Source organism: Amycolatopsis sp. NPDC041971, assembly GCF_055588925.1.
The window spans coordinates 58,190-78,206 of record NZ_JBVJCE010000022.1; the positions used below are offsets into that span (position 1 = coordinate 58,190).

At 68.8% G+C, this 20,017-nt stretch carries 13 protein-coding genes; 11 read left to right on the forward strand and 2 right to left on the reverse strand.

Annotated elements, in window-relative coordinates; genetic code table 11:
- From ACZ6DT_RS34060 to ACZ6DT_RS34085, 6 genes are all read left to right on the forward strand, one after another.
- On the forward strand, positions 1 to 1,257 hold the full coding sequence (locus tag ACZ6DT_RS34060; RefSeq protein WP_465603002.1) for a glucarate dehydratase family protein: 1,257 nt from the start codon (positions 1 to 3) through the stop codon (positions 1,255 to 1,257).
- Positions 1,258 to 1,261: 4 nt separating this feature from the next.
- Complete coding sequence (locus ACZ6DT_RS34065; protein WP_465603004.1) at positions 1,262 to 2,434, forward strand: hypothetical protein; 1,173 nt, start codon at positions 1,262 to 1,264, stop codon at positions 2,432 to 2,434.
- A 55-nt stretch (positions 2,435 to 2,489) separates the two neighbouring features.
- Entirely contained in the window at positions 2,490 to 3,947 is a 1,458-nt protein-coding gene (locus ACZ6DT_RS34070; protein ID WP_465603005.1) for an aldehyde dehydrogenase (NADP(+)), read from the forward strand.
- 105 nt (positions 3,948 to 4,052) lie between these two features.
- On the forward strand, positions 4,053 to 6,404 hold the full coding sequence (locus tag ACZ6DT_RS34075) for a polysaccharide lyase 8 family protein (protein ID WP_465603007.1): 2,352 nt from the start codon (positions 4,053 to 4,055) through the stop codon (positions 6,402 to 6,404).
- An 82-nt stretch (positions 6,405 to 6,486) separates the two neighbouring features.
- Positions 6,487 to 7,635, forward strand: coding sequence for an epoxide hydrolase family protein (locus ACZ6DT_RS34080; protein WP_465603009.1), 1,149 nt, complete (start codon positions 6,487 to 6,489; stop codon positions 7,633 to 7,635).
- 69 nt (positions 7,636 to 7,704) lie between these two features.
- Entirely contained in the window at positions 7,705 to 8,502 is a 798-nt protein-coding gene (locus ACZ6DT_RS34085; RefSeq protein WP_465603011.1) for an alpha/beta fold hydrolase, read from the forward strand.
- Here ACZ6DT_RS34085 and ACZ6DT_RS34090 read toward each other — a convergent pair.
- Positions 8,495 to 11,197, reverse strand: coding sequence for an AfsR/SARP family transcriptional regulator (locus tag ACZ6DT_RS34090; protein ID WP_465603013.1), 2,703 nt, complete (start codon positions 11,195 to 11,197; stop codon positions 8,495 to 8,497). The genes ACZ6DT_RS34085 and ACZ6DT_RS34090 overlap by 8 nt on opposite strands.
- Positions 11,198 to 11,321: 124 nt before the next feature.
- Between ACZ6DT_RS34090 and ACZ6DT_RS34095 the strand changes: the two genes are divergently transcribed.
- Positions 11,322 to 11,810, forward strand: a complete 489-nt coding sequence (locus ACZ6DT_RS34095; RefSeq protein WP_465603015.1) for a hypothetical protein — start codon at positions 11,322 to 11,324, stop codon at positions 11,808 to 11,810.
- Positions 11,811 to 12,499: 689 nt separating this feature from the next.
- On the opposite strand, the gene ACZ6DT_RS34100 is transcribed toward ACZ6DT_RS34095, so the two are convergent.
- Positions 12,500 to 13,312, reverse strand: coding sequence for an SAM-dependent methyltransferase (locus ACZ6DT_RS34100; protein ID WP_465603017.1), 813 nt, complete (start codon positions 13,310 to 13,312; stop codon positions 12,500 to 12,502).
- A 170-nt stretch (positions 13,313 to 13,482) separates the two neighbouring features.
- Here ACZ6DT_RS34100 and ACZ6DT_RS34105 point away from each other — a divergent pair, with 170 nt between their 5' ends.
- The 4 genes from ACZ6DT_RS34105 to ACZ6DT_RS34120 all read left to right on the forward strand — a co-directional run bounded on the left by ACZ6DT_RS34105 (position 13,483) and on the right by ACZ6DT_RS34120 (position 20,015).
- Positions 13,483 to 14,823, forward strand: coding sequence for a cytochrome P450 (locus ACZ6DT_RS34105; protein WP_465603019.1), 1,341 nt, complete (start codon positions 13,483 to 13,485; stop codon positions 14,821 to 14,823).
- A gap of 84 nt (positions 14,824 to 14,907) precedes the next feature.
- The gene (locus ACZ6DT_RS34110) at positions 14,908 to 15,957 is read left to right on the forward strand and encodes an alpha/beta hydrolase (protein ID WP_465603021.1); all 1,050 of its coding nucleotides are present in this window, start codon (positions 14,908 to 14,910) and stop codon (positions 15,955 to 15,957) included.
- A 105-nt stretch (positions 15,958 to 16,062) separates the two neighbouring features.
- On the forward strand, positions 16,063 to 18,177 hold the full coding sequence (locus tag ACZ6DT_RS34115; RefSeq protein WP_465603023.1) for an EAL domain-containing protein: 2,115 nt from the start codon (positions 16,063 to 16,065) through the stop codon (positions 18,175 to 18,177).
- A 254-nt stretch (positions 18,178 to 18,431) separates the two neighbouring features.
- Positions 18,432 to 20,015 (forward strand): substrate-binding and VWA domain-containing protein, encoded by a 1,584-nt coding sequence (locus ACZ6DT_RS34120; RefSeq protein WP_465603156.1) that lies wholly within the window; start codon positions 18,432 to 18,434, stop codon positions 20,013 to 20,015.
- The last annotated feature ends 2 nt before the right edge of the window (positions 20,016 to 20,017 follow it).

The window sequence follows — 20,017 nt, forward strand, 5'->3', positions numbered from 1 at the left end:
ATGAAGGTTCTCGACGTCGTCCTGACCCCGGTCGCCTTCGCCGACCCGCCGCTGCTCAACGCCATGGGAGTGCACGAACCCTTCGCGCTGCGTGGCGTCGTCCAGCTGATCTGCGAGGACGGTGTGGTCGGCCTCGGCGAGTCCTACGGTGACCTCGCGTTCCTCGAACAGGTCCGCAAGGTGCTGCCGGAACTCAAGGGACAGGACGTGTTCGACCTGCCCGGCCTGCGCCGGAAGGTCGCCACGACGCTGGGCGAGGTCGTCTTCGCCGACGCGCACGGGCTCACCGGTGGTTTCTCCGTCGGCAAGACGGTCGCCAGCGTGTACTCGCTGTTCGAGGTGGCCGCGCTCGACGCGCAGGGGCACTACCTCGGCAGGCCGGTGGTGGACCTGCTCGGCGGCAAGGCACGCGACGCCGTCGACTTCTCCGCCTACCTGTTCTACAAGTTCGGCGCCCACCTCGGCGCCGAGGAAGACTCGTGGGGCGAGGTGACCACGCCGGAGGCGCTCGTCGGCGAGGCGCGCCGGATGGTGGAGGAATACGGGTTCGGGTCCATCAAGCTCAAGGGCGGCGCCTTCGACCCCGACCAGGAGATGGCCGGGATCCGCGCGCTCGCCGAGGCGTTCCCCGATCACCCGCTGCGCATCGACCCGAACGCGGCGTGGACCGTCGAAACGGGCATCCGGGTCGCCGGAGAACTCGAAGGCGTCCTGGAGTACCTCGAAGACCCGACGCCGGGCATCGAGGGCATGGCGCGGGTCGCCGAGAAGGCGAACATGCCACTGGCCACGAACATGTGCGTGGTGCGCTTCGCGGACATCGAGCCCGCGTTCCGGCAGCGAGCGGTCGGCGTAATACTTTCGGACCATCATTACTGGGGTGGTCTTCGGGACACTCAGGCGCTGTCCACCACGGCGGAATGCTTCGACGTGGGGCTTTCCATGCACTCGAACAGTCATCTCGGGATCAGTCTGGCCGCTATGGTGCACGTGGCCGCGGCGACGCCGCACCTGACCTACGCCTGCGACACCCACTGGCCGTGGAAGACGGCCGACGTCATCGCCCCGGGTGCGCTGGTGTTCGTCGACGGTGCGGTCGCGGTGCCCGACAAGCCCGGGCTCGGGGTCGAACTCGACCCCGACGCGCTGGCGCGGGCCCATGAAGACTATGTCCGAAGTGGACAGACCAAACGGGATGACGTGACCTATATGCGGAAGTTCGTCGGAAACTTCGAGCCGAACACGGCACGGTGGTGACAGGGTGAAGGTCACCGGATACGCCTACCCCTGGGACGTCGTGGACGATCCCGGGTTCGTCGAGCGCGTACGGGAACTGGGCGTCGACGAGGTCGCCGTCGCCGTGTCGTACCACAGCACCCGCGCGGCGACGCCCTGGTCGCCCGAGCGCACCTCGGTCGTCGCGCGCCACGCGGCGCTGTACCGGCCGGTGCGCGAGGAGGCCTGGGGTGAGCTGAGGCCGGCCGAACCGGACTGGGTCGAAAGCCGCGACAGCGCGGGCGACGCCGTCCGGACGCTGAACGAGGCGGGTATTCCGGCCGCGGCGTGGCTCGTGCTGACCCACAATTCCCAGCTGGGCACGGAGTTCCCGGATTTCACCGTGCGCAACTGCTTCGGCGAGCGGTACCCGTGGGCGCTGTGCCCCGGCCAGCCCGCCGTCCGCGAATACGCCGCGAACCTGACCGCGGAGAGCCTCGCCGGGCTCGATTTCGCCACGGTCGTCCTCGAGGCGTGCGGTCCCCTCGGCGCCGTGCACCAGCACCAGCACGAGAAGACCGACGGCGTCTGGTCGCCCGCGGTGGCACGGCTGCTGTCGATCTGCTGCTGCGACGACTGCCTCGACACCTGGGCCGCGGCCGGTCAGGACCCGGCGAAAGCGCTGGGCAAGTTGCGAGCCGAGGTCCGGCGGCTGCTCGACAGCGGCGACCTCCGTGCCACCGAAGACAAGATCCTGCCCACGCTGCGGCAGGTCCTGCTCGACACGCGGCAGAAGGCGACCGACGCGCTCCGGCGTGAAGTGCTCGCGAAGATCCCCTCCGGGACCAGGATCGTGCTCCACGGCGCGATGGACCCGTGGGTCACCGGCGCGCTGCCGGGGCTGACACCGTCGGCCCCGGACGACGTCGACGCCGTGGTGCTACAGAACTGGGCACCGGGCCGCCCCAGCGTGGGCGCGGTCGCGACGGCGCGGGCGAAACTGCCGGAGAAGGTCGCCGTCGGCAGCTACATCACCGCGGTGGCGGCGAGCCCGGTGCCCGACATCGAGGCCTACACCCGCGAACTCGGCAAGGCGGGTGCCACCGAACTGCACCTGTACCACCTCGGCCTCGCCGGCCCGGGACGCTGGGTGGATCTCATCGCCGCCGTCAGCGCCGCACACGAACTCGGCTCTCGCGCGACCGCGGGCGAGAGGTGACGGACTCGTGGTGAGCAAATGCGCGCCTCAAATGAACTAGGAGAAGCAAGAAATCATGAGCCAGGCAACGGATCCCGCCACGCTCGACCAGATCCTCGCGGCCGCCGCCGATGCGGCAGGCGCGGCGGCGGCCGCGACCCCACCCCAGCGCGCCGCATGGCTGAACGCGGCGGCGGACGCTCTCGACGCGGCCGCCGACGAGCTGATCGCGCTGGCCAACCGGGAGACGCATCTCCCGGCTTCACCGCGCCTGCAGGGAGAGCTGAAGCGCACGACGTTCCAGCTGCGCCTGTTCGGCGAGGTGCTGGCCGACGGCTCGTTCCTCGGCGCCACCGTCGACCACGCGGACGCCACGTGGCCGATGGGGCCGCGGCCGGACATTCGCCGTCTGCTCACCGCGATCGGTCCGGTGCTGGTGTTCGCCGCCAGCAACTTCCCGTTCGCGTTCAGCGTCGCGGGCGGTGACACCGCGTCGGCGCTGGCCGCCGGTTGCCCGGTCGTGCTCAAGGCGCACTCCGGTCATCCGGAGCTGTCCGCGCGCACCGGCGAGGTCCTGCGTGCCGCCCTGGTCGAGGCCGGTGCGCCGGACGGGATCTTCGCGGTCGTCTACGGCCAGCAGACCGGTGTCGCCGCGCTCAAGGATCCGAGGATCCAGGCGGCGTCGTTCACCGGATCGGTCCCGGGTGGGCGCGCGCTGTTCGACATCGCGACGTCGCGGCCGTCGCCGATCCCCTTCTACGGCGAACTCGGCAGCGTCAACCCGGTCGTCGTCACCCAGGCCGCGATCGACGCGCGCGGCGAGGCGATCGCCAAGGGATACGCGGGTTCGTTCACCCTCGGTGCGGGGCAGTTCTGCACCAAGCCGGGGCTGCTGTTCCTGCCCGAGGGCCACGGCCTCGAAGACATCCTGCGCGAGGCCGTCTCGGCGATCCCGGCGCAGCCGATGCTCAACGAGCGCATCGCGGACGGCTTCGCCGAAGGACTGGCGAAGCTGAGCGAGGTCGACGGTGTCGAGGTGTTGTCGGAATCCGGTGGCACGGAGGGGATCTCGTACGGCGCGACCCTGCTCGCCACCACCGCCAAGGCCTTCCTGTCCGACGCCGACGCCGTCCGCGAGGAGTGCTTCGGCCCGGCGTCGCTGATCGTCACCTACGCCGATCAAGCGGAACTGATCAGCTTGCTCGGAGTGATGGAACCCGGACTCACCGCGACCATCCAGGGCGAAGAGTCCGATGTGGACTGGATCCGGCCGGTCCTCCCGTCGCTGACCAGGGTCGCCGGGCGCCTGCTGTGGAACGACTGGCCGACCGGTGTCACGGTCACCTGGGCACAGGAGCACGGCGGTCCCTACCCGGCGACCACCGCGCCGACCAGTACCTCGGTCGGCACCGCCGCGATCGAACGCTTCCTGCGACCGATCGCCTGGCAGGGCTTCCCCGACGCGCTGCTGCCGGAACCGTTGCAGGAGAACAACCCGTGGGGCCTGCCCCGCAGGACCGACGGGAAACGCTAGAAATCTCGTGAGTGATCGGGTCGTGCCAACGATTCGATCACTCACGAGACCACCACCCGCCGCCGCCCCTAGTTGCCGTCTTTCGACCCCTTGGGAGGCACCGTCATGTCCGGTTTCGGTCACTTCGACAGGAGAACGGCTTTGCGGGGAGGCGCGGCCGCGGCCGCGTCGGTGGCGCTCACGACCGCTTTCGCAAGTCCCTCGTCAGCCCGGCCCGCGTCCTCGGTCGCGTCCGGTACGTCCTCCATCGTCACCGGCTACCGCGAACTGCAAACCGGTATCGACCGGCCGTCGGCGGAACGCACCGCCGCGCTGGCGAACCTGGACAGGGTCGCGAAGGCCTACCACGACAGCATGACGGTCGACGGCGGTCCACTGTGGAAGGATCTCCCGCTCGGCCCGGGCAGCGAGTTCACGACGTCGATGTACGCCCGGCTGCGAGCGATCGCGGTCAACTGGGGCACTCCGGGCGGCGCGCTGGCGGGCGACCCCGCCGTCCTCGCCCGGATCAAGGCGGCGCTGGAACTGCTGTACACCAGCGACCAGTACAGCGAGAAGACCGCCGAGATCGGCAACTGGTACACCTACGAGATCGGTATCCCGCTCTACCTGCTGCACATTCTCGCGACGGTCGCCGACGAACTGACCCAGGACGAACTCGCCGAGTATCTGAAGCCGGTGCTGAAATTCTCCGGCGACCCGAACCGCCGCACGAACAACCCCAGCGTCGTCGAGACCGGCGCCAACCGCGCGGACAAGTCCACGATCTCCATCGTCTCCGGCGCGATGCTCGGCGACACGGACCGGATCAAGCGCGGCGTCGGGGCGTTCACCGACGTGGAAGGCGGGGGAGCGGCGAGCGTCATCGCCAGGCTCCACCGCGCGGCGGGTGACGGTTTCCACACCGACGGTTCGTTCCTCCAGCATGACTCGGTGCCGTATCCCGGGCATTACGGGATCATCCTGCTCACCGCCGTCGCGTCCGCCGTCCACGTCACCAAGGACACGGAGTTCGAACTGCCCGCCGACGTGCGCGACACGGCGTACGCGCTGGTCTCCGACACGTTCGCGCCGTTGGTCTACGCGGGTGCGCTGATGGAGCCCGTCCGCGGCCGATTCCTTTCCCGGCAAGGGGAATCCGCGCACGACATCGGACACCAGCTCACCGGGGCGGTCGTCCTGCTGGCGCGGTCGGCGAGCGGGAAGCGCAAGGAAGAACTCGGTGGTCTCGCCGCGAAGTGGATCACCGAGGACACATTCGCGCCGTACCTCCGGATCCCCGACCCCGAACGGTTCTCGCCGGGGCCGGACCTCGTCGGCATCCCCGGTATCGAGTTCGCGCAGGAGTTGCTGGCGACGAAGATCCGGCCCACGCCGACGGTCGCGACGCATCGCGTGTTCGGCCAGCAGGACCGGATGGTGCACATCACCGAAGGCTGGTCGGCCTCCCTCGGCGTCGCTTCGACACGGATCTCGCGGTACGAGTCGATCAACTCCATGAACCTGCACGGCTGGTACACCGGCGACGGTTCGCTGTACCTGTTCCTGCCCAAGGCCAAGGGACATTTCTCCGACGCCTACTGGCCGACCGTCGATCCGCTGCTGCCGCCCGGCACGACCACCAAGACCGGTCCGACACCGAAGCTGGAGCAGGTGCCGCTGACCGGCAAGGATCACTGCGGTGGCGTCCGCTGGGACGCGCGGCACGGCGCGCACGCCCTCGACTTCGTCTCGCAGGACGGCACACTGACCGCGAAGAAGTCGTGGTTTCTCACGCCGTCGGGTGTGCTGTGCCTCGGCGCCGGAATCACCGACACGTCCGGGGAGCGGGTCCGCACCACGATCGAGAACCGGAACCTCGGCGAGAACGGCTCCGGTGTCCTCCTGGCCGACGGCCGTCTCGTCGGCGGTTCGGAGTCCCTGCGGCGCAAGCGTTGGCTGCACCTCGAGAAGGTCGGCGGGTACGTCCTGCTCGACGCCGCGGAGGTGACCGCGCTGCGCGAGGACCGGACGGGGGCCTGGCGCGACATCGACAAGGGAGCCAACACCAAGGGCACCACGGTGCCCTACACCCGGCGCTATCAGAAGCTCGTGATCGAGCACGGGGCCAAGCCTTCGAACGCGAGTTATGCCTACGCCGTTCTGCCCACCGCGTCGGTACTCGAGACGATCGCCTCGGCCTGGGCGTGGCGCGTGCGGTCCAACACCACGACCGTGCAGGCCGTCCGGCTGTGGGACGCGACCCTGCTGGCGAACTTCTTCGCCGCCGGCTCGGTCGACGAGGTGTCGGTGTCCGGTCCGGCGTCGGTGGCGCTCGGCCGGACCCGGGGCGGCTGGCAGCTGGCCGTTTCGGACCCGACACAGCGGCAAGACGTGCTGCGGGTGACGGTGCGGCGCAAGACCGTCGAGGTGCCGGTTAAGGACACCTTCGGTGCCACCCAGGTCGTCCGCGTTTAGTCGACTGAATGCGAAGCATGCTGAGCGACTTCGGGAGCCATTTAGGTCATGTTCTGGCCTAAATGGTCCCTACACTCACCTCATGACCGACATCGAGCAGTTCCGCATCGACATCCCGCAGTCCGAACTGGACGACCTGGCCGACCGGCTGGCCCGCACCCGCTGGCCGTCGGCGCTGCCCGGTGCCGAGTGGAGCCGGGGCGTCCCCGTCTCCTACCTCAAGGACCTGGCCGAGTACTGGCGAGACGGCTACGACTGGCGCGCGTGGGAGAAGCAGCTCAACGAGTTTCCGCAGTACACCACGATCATCGACGGACAACAGATCCACTTCCTCCACGTCCGCTCGCCCGAACCGGATGCGATCCCGCTGATCATGACGCACAGCTGGCCGAATTCGATCGCCGAGTTCCTGAACGTCCTGGGGCCGCTCACCGACCCGCGAGCCCATGGTCTCGACCCTTCGCGCGCCTTCCACGTCGTCGCGCCGTCCCTGCCGGGCTTCGGCTTTTCGCCCTTCCCCGAACCGGCCGACGAGCGTCCGTGGGACATCGCCCGGGTGGCGCGGACCTGGGCCGAGCTGATGAGCCGCCTCGGCTACGAACGCTATGGCGCACATGGGAACGACGCGGGCGCGCTGGTGACGCCCTGCCTCGCGGTGCACGCGCCCGAGCACGTCATCGGCTCGCACATCACTTCCGGACTCGGTGTGCCGATGGGCGACCCGGCCGATTTCGAGGGGCTCACCGAGCAGGATCAGGCCGAACTCGCGGGCCTGATGGAGCGCTTCGCGGGCAGCAGCGAATACGCGCCATACCTGACGAACAGGCCGCAGACGCTGAGTTTCGGGTTCCTCGATTCGCCGGTCGCGCAGCTCGCGTACCTCGTCGAGCGGTTCAAGGAGTTCGACGGCTGGCCCGAAGGCGCCGCACCCGCGGAGCCGATCGATCGCGACCTGCTGCTCACCAACGCGACGCTGTACTGGCTGACCGGGACCGGCGGCACTTCGCTGTGGCCGTATTACGAGGGCGCGGCCGCGATGCCGATCGACCAGACGGTGGTGCCGACCGGCGTCTCCCACGGCGGGCCGTCCGCTCTGCGCAAGATCGCCTCGCGCAAGAACGACGTCGTGCGCTGGGCGGATCACGAGAGCCCCAGCCATATGGTCGCGATGGCCGTCCCCGACGACGTGGTGACCGAGATCCGGGAGTTCTTCGGGAATCTCGCGAAGTGATGTCGAGCGGTGGTCATCGGCTCCGACCCAGGGACGGAGCTAGAGTCAAGCGACCCTGTGGAGGACCTGATGACCACCTCGTTCGAGACCGTGCCGTCGGCCGACGGCACCCTGATCGCCTTCGATCGCACCGGGACGGGCACGCCGTTGATCCTGGTCGGCGGCGCGTTCAACGACCGCACGACCGTCGCCGGCCTCGCCGCGACGCTCGCCGCGGACTTCACCGTGATCGCCTACGACCGGCGCGGGCGGGGCGACAGCGGCGCGGGCGCGGTCTATTCGGTGGAACGTGAGGTCGAGGACCTCGCCGCGCTGATCGAGCACGTGGGCGGGTCGGCGGCCGTCTTCGGGCACTCGTCGGGAGCCGTGCTGGGGCTGGAGGCGGCCGCGAGAGGCGTCGCCATGACGAGTCTCGCCGCGTACGAGCCGCCGTACGTCGTCGACGACAGCCGTCCGAGGCCCGCCGCCGACCTCTTCGACCGCGTCCGCGCGTCGATCGCCGGCGGCGACCGCGACGGCGCGGCGGAACTCTTCCTGGTCGAGGGGACGGCCACACCGGCGGAGGTCGTCAAGGGTATGCGGGAAGACTCGTTCTGGGCGTGGTTCACCGGGCTCGCCCACACGCTGCCGTACGATCTCGCCCTCTGCGGTCCCGGCAACGTGCTGCCCGCCGACAGGCTGGCCGAGATCTCCGTACCCACGCTCGTGATCGACGGCGGGGAGAGTGACGCCTGGATGCGGGCCGGCGCCCGTGCGGTCGCCGACACGGTCCCCGGCGCCCGCTACGCCACTGTGGAGGGACAGGACCACGGCGTCCTCCACCAGCCGGACACCCTGCGCGGCCTGCTCACCGAGTTCCTCAGGTGACGACCTTCAGCTGCTCGGCGGGCAGGCCCATCGCGGCGTAGTGATCCCGTGCGGCCCCGGTCTGCCCGAGCCCGGCCAGTGCGCGGGCTTCCTGCAGCCGGTAGCCGATCCGCCTCGCCGTTTCGAGCGCGAGGCGATGCTGCCGAAGCCCCGCCGGCGTCTCGCCGAGCGCGAGGCAGGCGGTGCCCAGACTGTTGGCCGCCATGGCCAGCAGCAACGGATGGTTGAGCCGGGTGAGGATCGCGCACGCGCGTTCGGCCTGCTCGCGCGCGTCGCCCGGCCGGTGGGCGAGCAGCAGGGCGTCGGCGTGATCGATCCGGCTCCACGCTTCGCCGAACAGGTAGCCGAGGTCCCGCGAGGAGTCGATCGAACGCTCGATGGCCTCGAACGCCTCCTCGAAGCGACCTAGCCGGGCAAGCACCAGACCGAACTGGGCCGAGCTCAGGATCGTGCCGCGGGCGTCCTCTCTCAGCGCCACGGACCGCCGGGCCGAGGCCAGCGCGTCGTCCAGGTTGCCGAGGACCTCATGGGTGTTGCTGAGGTTGGTCCAGAGCGTGGCGGCGGCGGTGCCGCCGTCCGCGACGGCCAGGCCGTCGCGATAGAACCGGATCGCTTCGGCGTAGCGGCCGAGCATGCCGTGCAGCGCACCCGCTCTGGACAGGGCGAGCGCCTCGGCCGCCCGGTCGCCGGAGGCGCGGACGACGTCCAGCCGTTCCATGGCGCAGCCCATTCCTTCGGTGAGCCTCCCGTTCTCCCAGAACGCCAGGGTGAGGCTCGCCAGGCTCAGCTGAATCGCTCGCGGGGCACCGATCCGGCGGGCGGCGGCGAGGCCGGTCCGCGCCACGGCGAGCAGTTCGTCGAGGTGGCCGCTTTCCCGCAGGTGTTCCGTGGTGTCCTCGGCGATCCGCCAGGCGTACTCGTCGAGACCGGCGTCGAAGGCGTGACGGGTCACCGCGACCAGGTTCGCCCGTTCCGTCCGGTACCAGCCGGAGCCGCCGCCGTCGCGGTAGTGATCGAGCAGCCTGCCCAGTGCCGGGCGCGATTCCTCGTCGCGCGCGACGTTGCGGGCGTGTTCGGCGATCAGGTCATGGAACGCGTAACGGCCCAGCGCGGGCTGCCCGAGCAGGTGGGCGTCGAGAAGGTCTTCCAGCAGACGCTCGGCCTCGTGTTCGCCGACGGCGGCCAGCGCGGCCGCCGCGGGCACGCCGATGTCGGCGCCGGGATTCCGCCCCAGCAGCCGGAACATACGCTGTTGCGCGGCATCGAGTTCCCGATAGGACAGGGCGAAGGCCGCGGCCACGTCGCGTCCCGCGACCTTCAGCCCGGCCAGCCTGTCGTATTCGGAACCCAGTCGTTCGGCCAGCGTCTCCACGGTCCACTGTGGACGATTCTGCAGCCGGGCGGCCGCGATCCGGATCGCCAGCGGCAGATTCCCGCACAACGCGGCCACTCCGGAGTCCGGCCGTCCGGACGCCGCCGCGAACAGGGCGCCCGCCTGTTCGTCCGGCAGCACTTCGAGACTGATCGACGCGGCACCGTCGACGGCGGAGACGCGGCGTCTGCCGGTGACCAGGAGGCCGACCGTGGCCGAACCGGGCAGAAGCGGCCGCAGCTGTTCGGCGCTCGCGGCGTTGTCGAGCACCACGAGCAGTGACCGGCCCGCCGTCCTGACGCGCCACAGCTCCGCGCGCCGGTCCACGCCGCCGGGCAGCCGGCTCGCCGGGACGTCCAGCTGGCCGAGAAGGGCTTCCAGCGCGGCCTCGGGTGGGAGCGGCGCGCGGGCGGGAGAGTGGCCGTGCAGATCCACGAACAGTTGCCCGTCGGGGAAATCGGCGGCGAGCCGGTGCGCGGCGTGGACGGCGAGCGAGGTCTTGCCGACCCCGGCCATTCCGTCGACGGCCACCGGACGTCCGAGCCGGACGGCGTCGAACAGGCGGCGGAGCTCGACCTCCCGGCCGGTGAAATCCGGGACGTCGTAAGGGAGGAAACAGCGGGTCTGACCGTATTCGGGTTCATCGCGGAGGATCCGCTCGTAGAGCTCGCGCAGCCTCGGGCCGGGGTCGATGCCGAGTTCCTCCACCAGCCGCGCCCGCGCCCGCCGGTAGACGTTCAGCGCGTCGGCCCGCCTGCCCTGCCGGTGCAGCGCGCGCATGAGCAGTCCGGCGAACGGCTCCCGGAGCGGGTGTTCGGCGACCAGCGCCATCAGCTCCGCGACGGCGTCTTTCCCGGCGGAGATCTCCTCGTCGAGGCAACGCTCCACAACGGACAGACGGCGTTCGTCGAGTTCACCGGCCTCGCCGCGCAAAGCCATACTGTCCACACCGGACAGAGCCGGTCCGTGCCAGCACGCGAGCGCTTCGCGGAACTCGTCACGCGCGACGTGTTCTTCGAACGTGCGAAGGTCGAAGGTGCGCGGGCGCAGGACGAAGCCGGGCCCTTCGGTGGTCAGGGCGTCTTCGGCGGCGCCCTCGGCGACGAGTGTGCGCTTCAACGCCGTGGTGAGGTTGCGGATCTGGCGGGTGGCCGTGGCGGGCGGATCCTCGTCCCAGACGACGTCCACCAGCCGTGAAACGGAGACCACGCGATCGGCGCCGAGCAGGAGCGCGGCCAGGATCCGCTCCTGCCGCGAGCCCGCCAGCTTCAGTGCCCGCGCGCCGTTCCGGCACTGCACGGGCCCCAATATCCGGAACTCCATCACACCCCCTCCCGCGAGGTTAACCGGCCGTCCGCCCGCGCCGATGCGGAAGTGATGCAGCTGTGATGCGCCGTCCCGGGAACCTGCTGGTGGACCAAGTACAGGACGTGATGAGGAGAACTCCATGCGCAAGCGGTACTACGCGGCGTTGGCCGGGCTGATCGTGGCCGCGGCGGGAATCGGTGTGCCCGCCGCGGCGGCGGCGAGCGATCAGCGGGCGGAGGCGGAGCGGCAGGGCTGTCAGCGCGCCTTCGACCGCGCCGTCTGGGAGGACATGGACAGCTTCAACAAACGTGACGAGGCCCGCTACCGGGCGATCATCCACCAGAACATGGTCACCGTCGGCCGCAAGGGGCAGTTGTTCATCGGCTACGAAGCCAACGTGGAGCCGGTGGTCGATGTGCAGTTCAAGCTCCCGTACGAGTACAGCATGCCGTGGACGGTGACCCACACCGTCGTCGAGGACTGCAAGATGGGCTTCGCGATCCTCGACGCCTATTACAAGGTGCCGTCGCAGAACATCGACCGGCACTACACGATCAGCCTGACGCTGGTACGCGAGCACGGCAAGTGGCAGGTCATCAAGGACACCGTGACCGACGTGCTGCCCTGAGGGGGTCGTGACCTGCTGCGTTTCTTTGCCTGATGTCGGGTGCGAGTACATGATGGCCCCCTTCCTGTACCCAGGCGCAAGGAAGGGGGCCTTCATGTACTCGGCAAGGTGTGAGGGTCGAGTTTCTTCGGTTGAGCCGGGGAAAGGTCCGTGAAGGCCTCCTTCACTAACCTGAGGGCCAGGGTCCCGGTAAAGTCGCATAACCACTGGTCAAGTGGGTGTTGCGGTGACAGAGGCTGGCTCGTCACAGTCGCCTGACATCTTTCTGGACTGTCCACATAGGACCCCTCCGAGGCTACAGTGCCCGATTTGGGCGTTCTTCGACCGGGTTGTGAGTGAAAAAGAGGGTTCTAGCCCTAAATACGTACATAAACGCATCAATGGACATTCAGGGACCGACTGGTGTCCTTTGTGAACACTTGACGCTCAAGGCACCCTGTCATCCGCCCCGTCGGAAGTCCGGTTCGAATCACCAAAAGCGCCACCGAACAGCGGCTATGCGACTTTGCCGGAACCCTGGTGTGAAGGTCGGGAAGGAGGCCTTCACTGCCTTCCGAGGCATCCGCTGGCGACACCGGGACCACCGTGACGCCAACCCCCGGCCCTCGCGGTCCGCAGAAGCCACCCCTGACACCGACACCTTTGACTTTCGGCTCAAGAACGGCCCAAATCACTGACGAGGCTTGACCCTACGGCTTCCGGCCCACCCCGGCGTACGGCAGCGAGTTGATCTCCGGGTCCTCGGACATGTCCCCTGCGCCTTGGGGGTTCCACATCGCGCAGCCGACGACGCCGGGATCGAGGACGTCGAACCCCTCGAAGAACGAGAGCACCTGGTCGCGGGTCCGGGGGATGGGGTCGTTCTGGGTGCTCTTGTACGCCTCGATGGCCTCGTCGAGGCCGCTCGAGTTCGCGTCGGCGGCGACATGCGAGAGGGCCAGGAAACTGCCGGGCGCCAGGCGCTCCCGGTAGCGCGCCAGAATCGCGTGCGGTTCCCAGGAGTCCGGCACGAAATGCAGCAACAGCAACATGAAAAGGCCGATCGGCTCGTCGAAGTCCAGCAGTTCCCGGGTCTCCGGCGCGTCGAGGATGGCGTTGGTGTCGCGCAGGTCGGCCTGGATCGTCGCGCACCGGTCGTTGCCGCGCAGCAGCAGTCTGGCGTGGGCGACGGCGACCGATTCACGGTCGACGTACACCACTCTGCAGGACGGGTCGGCCTGCTGAACGATCTCGTGGAGGTTGCCGACGGTCGGGATACCGGAGCCGATGTCGAGGAACTGCCGCACCCCCGCGTCCACCATGTGCAGCGCGGCGCGGCGCAGGAAGGCGCGGTTGAGCCGGGCCGCGTCGCGGATCCCCGGCATGATCTTCAGGATCTGTTCACCGAGGTCACGATCGGCCTGGAAATTGTGGTCGCCGTTGAGCCAGTAGTCGTAGACCCGGGCGGGATTCGGCACGGTCGTGTCGACCTCGGGGGGTACCCAGCTCAGGTTTGAAGTCACCTTCGTGGCCGCCGTTCGGTTGGGAGCCGTTGCGGCACAGGAGTCTATCGGTCACGCGGGGCCGCGCTGCCATCGTCCGATCGTGTGGATATGCGGCCGCGGAACCCCGTCCGCGCCCCGGTGGTCTAAGGTGACCGGGTTCAGCGCCCAGGCACCGGGAGACGAGCACGATGGCACCACGGGACGTCGCTGTCGCACCAGGCCGGTGGCCGGTGCTCGGGCATACCGTGCCGATGCTCCGCGACCCGCTGAAACTGTTGACGTCACTACGATCGCACGGCGACGTCGTCCGGCTCGACTTCGGCCCGATGCCGGTGTATATGGTCACCACGCCGGAGCTGGCCTGGCGGCTGCTCGCCGTCGACGCGGGAAAGTTCGACAAAGGCCTTGTGTTCGACAAAATGCGACCGTTGTTCGGCGACGGGCTCGCGACTTCGAACGGTGCCTTCAACCAGCGGCAACGACGGATGATGCTGCCCGCTTTCCAGCGAAGCCGCATCGCGCTCTACGCCGAAACGACGATGACGAACCTCGCTGTAGACCTTGCCGACACGTGGAAACCGGGCGAGGTGGTGGAATTCGACCGGCGGATGCAGGATCTCGCGCTGACCATCTCCGGGCGTACGCTGTTCTCCACCGAACTCGGGGACGACGCGCTCACCGAAATCCAGCGGTCGATCCCGATCATGTTGAAGTACGTCATGGTCCGGGCCTTCTCGCCGAAGTTCGTGGAACGGCTGCCGATCGCGGCGAACCGCGAATTCGACGCGGCGGCCGCGCGGCTCCGGCGGGTCATCGGCGACGCCGTCCTCGAGGCGCGCGAGAAGGGCGGCGATCAGGGCGATCTGCTGTCGATGTTGTTGCTGGCCAAGGACGACGAGACTGGCGAGAAGATGACCGACCGTCAGGTGGAGGACGAGGTCATCACGATCCTCACCGCCGGCGCCGAGACCACGGCCGTCGCACTCGCATGGTTCTTCCACGAGATCGGGGCACGGCCGGACATCGAGCGCCGCTTCCACGCCGAGGTCGACGAGGTGCTGGCCGGCGGACCCGCGCGGTTCGAACACCTGCCACGCCTGGTCTACACGCAGCGGATCATCAACGAGGTCGTCCGCCGCACTCCGCCGGTGATCCTCATGCGGCGGGCGCGGGAGGACGTCGAACTCGGCGGTGTGCGGATCCCCGCCGGTACCGAGGTCGCGGTCAGCCAGCACACACTGCACCGGGATCCGCGCTGGTTCCCCGAACCCGAACGGTTCGACCCGGATCGCTGGGAGCCCGACCGCGCCGCCGAGGTGCCCAAAGGCGCGTTCATCCCGTTCGGCGCCGGCGCGCGGCTGTGCCCCGGCCACCGGTTCGCACCCACGGAAATCGCTTTGGTGGCGGCGACGATCGGCGCGCGGTGGCGGTTGGAACCGGTACCCGGGGTGAAGGTGTTTCCCAAGATCAAAGCGACGATGCAGCCGAACCGGTTGCCGATGATCACGCGGCCGAGAATCCGGGGCTGACGGGCTGACGGTGAGGGTTCGATCACCGGGTGTAGGGTTCGTGCTCCTTCCGAGCGTTCCGATTCCGGAGAGGTTGCTGTGAGAATGCCGCTCAAACTGGCCGCGGTGGTGGCCGCCTGCTGCGTGCTCCTCGGTGGTTTCCTGGTCGCCGCCCCGGCCGCGGCCGTCGACATCCGCTGTTCCGACCTGGATCTGCCGGTCAGCGGCCCGCTCGGCGAACCCGCCACGGTGCACGGCCGGTTCTGCCTGCCCGAAGGCCCGGCGCCCAAGGCGGTTCAGCTGCTGGTGCACGGCGGCACGTACAACAGCGCCTACTGGGACCTGCCCTACGACCCGGATCGCTACTCCTATCAGCGGGACATGGCCAAGCACGGTTACGCGACGTTCGCCGCCGATCAACTCGGTTCGGGCGGGAGCAGCAAACCGTTCAGCCTTCCGCTCCTGCTGCCGGTGCTGGCGCGGTCGATGCACGAGGTGGTCGGCCATCTGCGCGCGGGCCGGGTCGGCGGCACACCGTTCGAGAAGGTCGTGATCGTCGGGCATTCGGTCGGTTCGGGCATCGTCGCGGCCGAGGCCTCGACGTATCAGGACGTGGACGGCGTGATCCTCACCGGTGTCACGCACCTGCCGTCGGTACCCGCCTTGACCCTCGGCGTGCTTTTCGGCCTCCAGCCCGCTTTCGCGGACGACAAGCTCGGTTCGGTCGGCAGTGATCCGCTCTATTTCACGACCAAACCGGGAGCGCGTGCCGGACTGTTCTACGCGACGGAAGATTCCGATCCGCAGGTCATCGAGGCCGATGAGGCGACCAAGGACCAGGTCTCGGTCCCGGGAATGGGAACCGTCGCCGTGTTCGGCATCGTGCTGCCCGCCACGAAAGCGATCAGGGTGCCGGTTTTCCAGGCGGTCGGGGAGAAGGACGTCCTGTTCTGCGGCCTGTTCGCGCTTCGGGACTGCTCGAGCGGGCAGACGCTGCGTCCGGCGGAAGCACCGTACTATCGGCCCGAGGCCGAACTTTCCACGTATGTTCTGTCCGGTGCCGGACATTCGCTGGCACTACATCGCAACGCGTCCCAGTATCGGGACGCCACCCGCGTTTGGCTGAGGGATAAGGTCGGAATTGCAGTACCGTAGGGTGACCACCCCATCGGGTGGCCGGTAAACCGTGAGTACGGCCAGAGAATCGTGGAGGATGTTTCTCCACGACGGAATACGAAAACGACCCCAGGACCGGCGGACGTGACTTCACCACTTCCGGACGGCGATGAGTTCTCCGTATCGCCGGACGCCCCGAAGAGAACTTCATCCTCCGCATCGCCGAAGCGTAAGAACGCCGCGCCGACCCGCGCCACGCTGGCCCGCAAATGGGCGTACCTGGTCACCGGAACGGCGTACCTTCCGTACACCCACGCCCAGATCGAAGAGCATTTCGCCGCTCTCCTGGACGAGGTCTTCGCGGCGGTCCTGAGTGAAGACGCCGAGCCCGCGCAGGCCGCCGAAGCCGGCGCGCGGCTCGTCGCGCTCAGGTGCGTCGGGCCGGACAGCCTCCGCCGCACGATGGACGTACTCGGCAAGGGGCTTTTGCACGAGGCGGAGTTGCGGAGCGTGAAGTCGCTCCCCGAACGGGTTCTTCAGGTGCTCGGCGCGCTCGCTTCCGGCTACGGCGAGGCGTTGCGTGAAAGCATCCAGACACAGCAAGAGGATTTGAGTCGTACGTTGGTCACGATCGAACGCGAGACCCGGCGTGAACTGGTGCTCACCCAGGCACGTTTCGAGCAGTTGTTCGCCGGTTCGGCGACCGGGGTCGCCGTCACCAGGGTGGACGGCCGCGTGCAGCGGGTGAACCCGGCGTTCGCCGAAATGCTGAACCGGCCGGTCGCGGACCTGACCGGGCTCAACCTCTACGACCTGGTCCACCCGGAAGACGCAGAGGGCCTGCGTGAGGGGTACCGGATGCTGCTCGAAGGCGAGAGCCAACGGCTCGAGCTGTCGCGAAGACTCGTCGCCGACGACGAGGAACCGACGTGGGCCGGTTTCACCGGCGCGGTGATCCGCGATCCGGCGGGCGAAGCCCAGCAGTTGATCACACTCGTCGACGGCGACACCGACGTTTCGTTGCTGCAGCGGCAGCTGAGCCGTCAGGCCCTGCACGATCCGTTGACCGGCCTGCCGAACAGGCAGTGCTTCGGGACCCGCCTGGAACGGGCGCTACGGCACGCCGACCCGTCGTTCGGCGTCACGGTCTACCACCTCGACATCGACGGATTCTCCCTGATCGCCGGCGGGCTCGGCCAGAAACAGAGCGACGACCTGCTGAAGAACGTCGCCGCGAAGCTGCGCGCCGTCGTCGGCGGCGAGGACGCGCTGATCGCCAGGATCGGCGGTGACGAGTTCGGCATCCTCATCCAGAACACCGCGACCAGCCCGGAGGTCGCCACCGTCATCGGCATGATCAACCAGGAGTTGTCCGAACCGGTCTACCTCGAAGGCGGCAGCGGGGTCGCCGTGTCGGCCTGTGTCGGGGTCGTGCACCGGCCGCCGAGGGACATCGCGCCGAACGAACTGCTGCGCGTCTCCGACATGACGCTGCGCCGGGCGCAGGCCAACGGCTATCGCCAATGGGCGCTGTCCGACTCCACCCTCGACACCAGGGAGCGACACGAGTTCGGCCTGGCCGTCTCGATGGCGGGAGCCTGGGAGACCGGCGAGATCGAAGTGAGCTTCCGGCCGTTGACCTGGCTGGCGGACAGCAGGCCCGCCGGTATCGAGGCGAGACTCACCTGGAACCATCCCCGCCACGGCCGGATCGGCCACGACACCTGCGTCCGCTTCGCGAACGACACCGGTCTCATCGTGCCGCTCGGCGAATGGCTCATCCGCACCGCTTGCGTGGAGTCGGACGACAGGCTCCCGATGGTGGTGAGCCTGACGCCGAACCAGGCCGCGGATCCCGATCTCGTCGGGTCGGTGCGGAGTGTGCTGGCCACGACCGGCCGCGGGCCGTCACGGCTGCGGCTGGGCTTCCCTGCCGGTGCCGTGCTCGCCGAACTCGGGGAGACCGTCGACAACCTGCACCTCCTCACCGAGATCGGGGTGGACGCGGAACTGCAGGACTTCGGCGCGGCCGGTGACGTCGTCTGTCTCGTGGACGTGCCCGTGCAGACGGTCCGGATCGCTCCCCGGCTGGCGGAGCGGCGGACGGAACCACTGGCGGAACGGTCGCTGCGGAACCTCATCGAGACCGCGACCATCGCGGGCGCGACGGTGATCGCGGACGGGATCGATTCGACCGGCGACGCGGGATGGTGGCAGTCCGCCGGTGCCCACATCGGGGCGGGCCGGTACTTCGGTTAGACCGAAAGCTCACCTCGCGTGACCAGCCGGACATCTCGCGTGATCAGGTGGACATCTCGCATGGCCGGGGACTCCACCGTGTCGTCCATCCAGTCACGCGTGTCGTCCGGCTGAGCACGTCTGCTGTCCGTCTGGACACGACTTCGATTAGGCCGTTCGCCGTAGCGGGAGGCGCTAAGTTACCCGAGGGTTGACGTTCGCGGGCGGATTGGGCAACATCCCAGGTCCTCACCCCGCACCTCGGAGGCATGCACATGCAGGTAGGCCCGAGGCGTGGCGGGCGTTTCACCGCGCCCGTCGTCGTCTTGAGCCTCTTGCTGGTGATCGCGCTCGGTGCCTGGTGGGGTGTGGACTACCTCCGGGCCCGGTTGGCGGGCAACGGTTGTGACGCGCTGACGCCGGTCGAGATCACCGCCGCCCCCGACGTGGCGCCCGTGCTCACGCGGCTCGCGCGGACCGTGCCGCAGGAAGAGTGCTTCAGTGTCAACGTGACCGCGAGCGGGTCGGCCGAAACAGCCGACCTGCTCGGGACCACCACCTCCGGCGGGTCCGACGTCTGGATCCCCGAGTCGAGCACGATGTTGTCGCAGGCCAGGGATGCCGGCGCGTGGAACCTGCCGGAATCCGGTCAGTCGGTGGCGAACTCCCCGGTGGTGCTGGGACTTCCCGACGAAACCGCGCGGCGGTTCGGCTGGCCGGGGAAAGCCCCTTCCTGGCAAGAGATCCTGGACGACTCGCCGGTCGGGTTCCCCGACCCGGCGCGCGATCCGCTGGGTGTCGGCACCTTGCTCGCCTTGCGGAAGCTGACCGAGAAGGAGCCCGATCCGGCCGCGGCCCTCACCGCCGCCATGCGGAAGCTGAACCCCGCTCCCGGCCAGTCCTCGGCCGCCTTCCCCGCCACCGAACAGTCCGTGCTCGCGCGGAATCTGGTGGCCGTCTACCCTGGCGTCCCGGTGCAGGGGTTCGACTACCCGTATGTCGTGCTGCCCAAGGCGTCCGAAGCGTCGAGGAACGCGGCGGAACGCTTTCTGCGGCTGCTGCTCGATTCGCTCGCCGGCGCCATCTTCGCCGACGCGGGATTCCGTGCGCCCACCGGCCAGTTCGCCGTTCCGCGGGCGCGGGACAGCCGGACCGACCCGGCACCTCATCCGGCGGGTGCCCCGCCCTCGGCCGACCTGTACGCCGTGCTGCAGGCCTGGGCGGGGACGAACCTGAGCGCCCGCGTCCAGGTGCTGCTCGACGTCTCCGGTTCGATGGCCGCCGCCGTGCCGGGCACCGGGAAGAGCCGGATGGACCTCACGTTGCAGGCCGCGACGCAGGGACTCGGACTGTTCAAACCCACCACGGAACTGGGCTTGTGGCTGTTCTCGACCAAATTGGACGGTGACAAGGACCACCGCGTCCTGCTGCCGATGAAGACGATCGCCGAACAGAGGAGCTCGGGCGGCGTCGGGCAACTGCAAGCCGTGCGGCCGAAAGCCGGTGGAGCGACAGGGCTCTACGATTCGATCCTCGCCGCGTACCAGAACGCCAGGCAGAACTGGAAACCCGGCCGGATCAATTTGGTCGTCGTCCTCACCGACGGGCGCAACGAAGACAGCGAGACGATCGGGCTGCCGCGCTTGCTGGACGAACTGGGCAACCTCCAGGATCCGCGGAAACCGTTGCCGGTCATCGGGATCGGCATCGGCCCGGATATCGACGCGTCCGAATTACGCCAGGTTTCCACCGCCACCGGCGGGGATTCGTTCACCACCCCCGATCCGCGGAAGATCTCGGACGTCTTCTATCAGGCGCTGAGCAAGATCATGTGCCAGCCGCCGATCTGCAAGAATTGAGG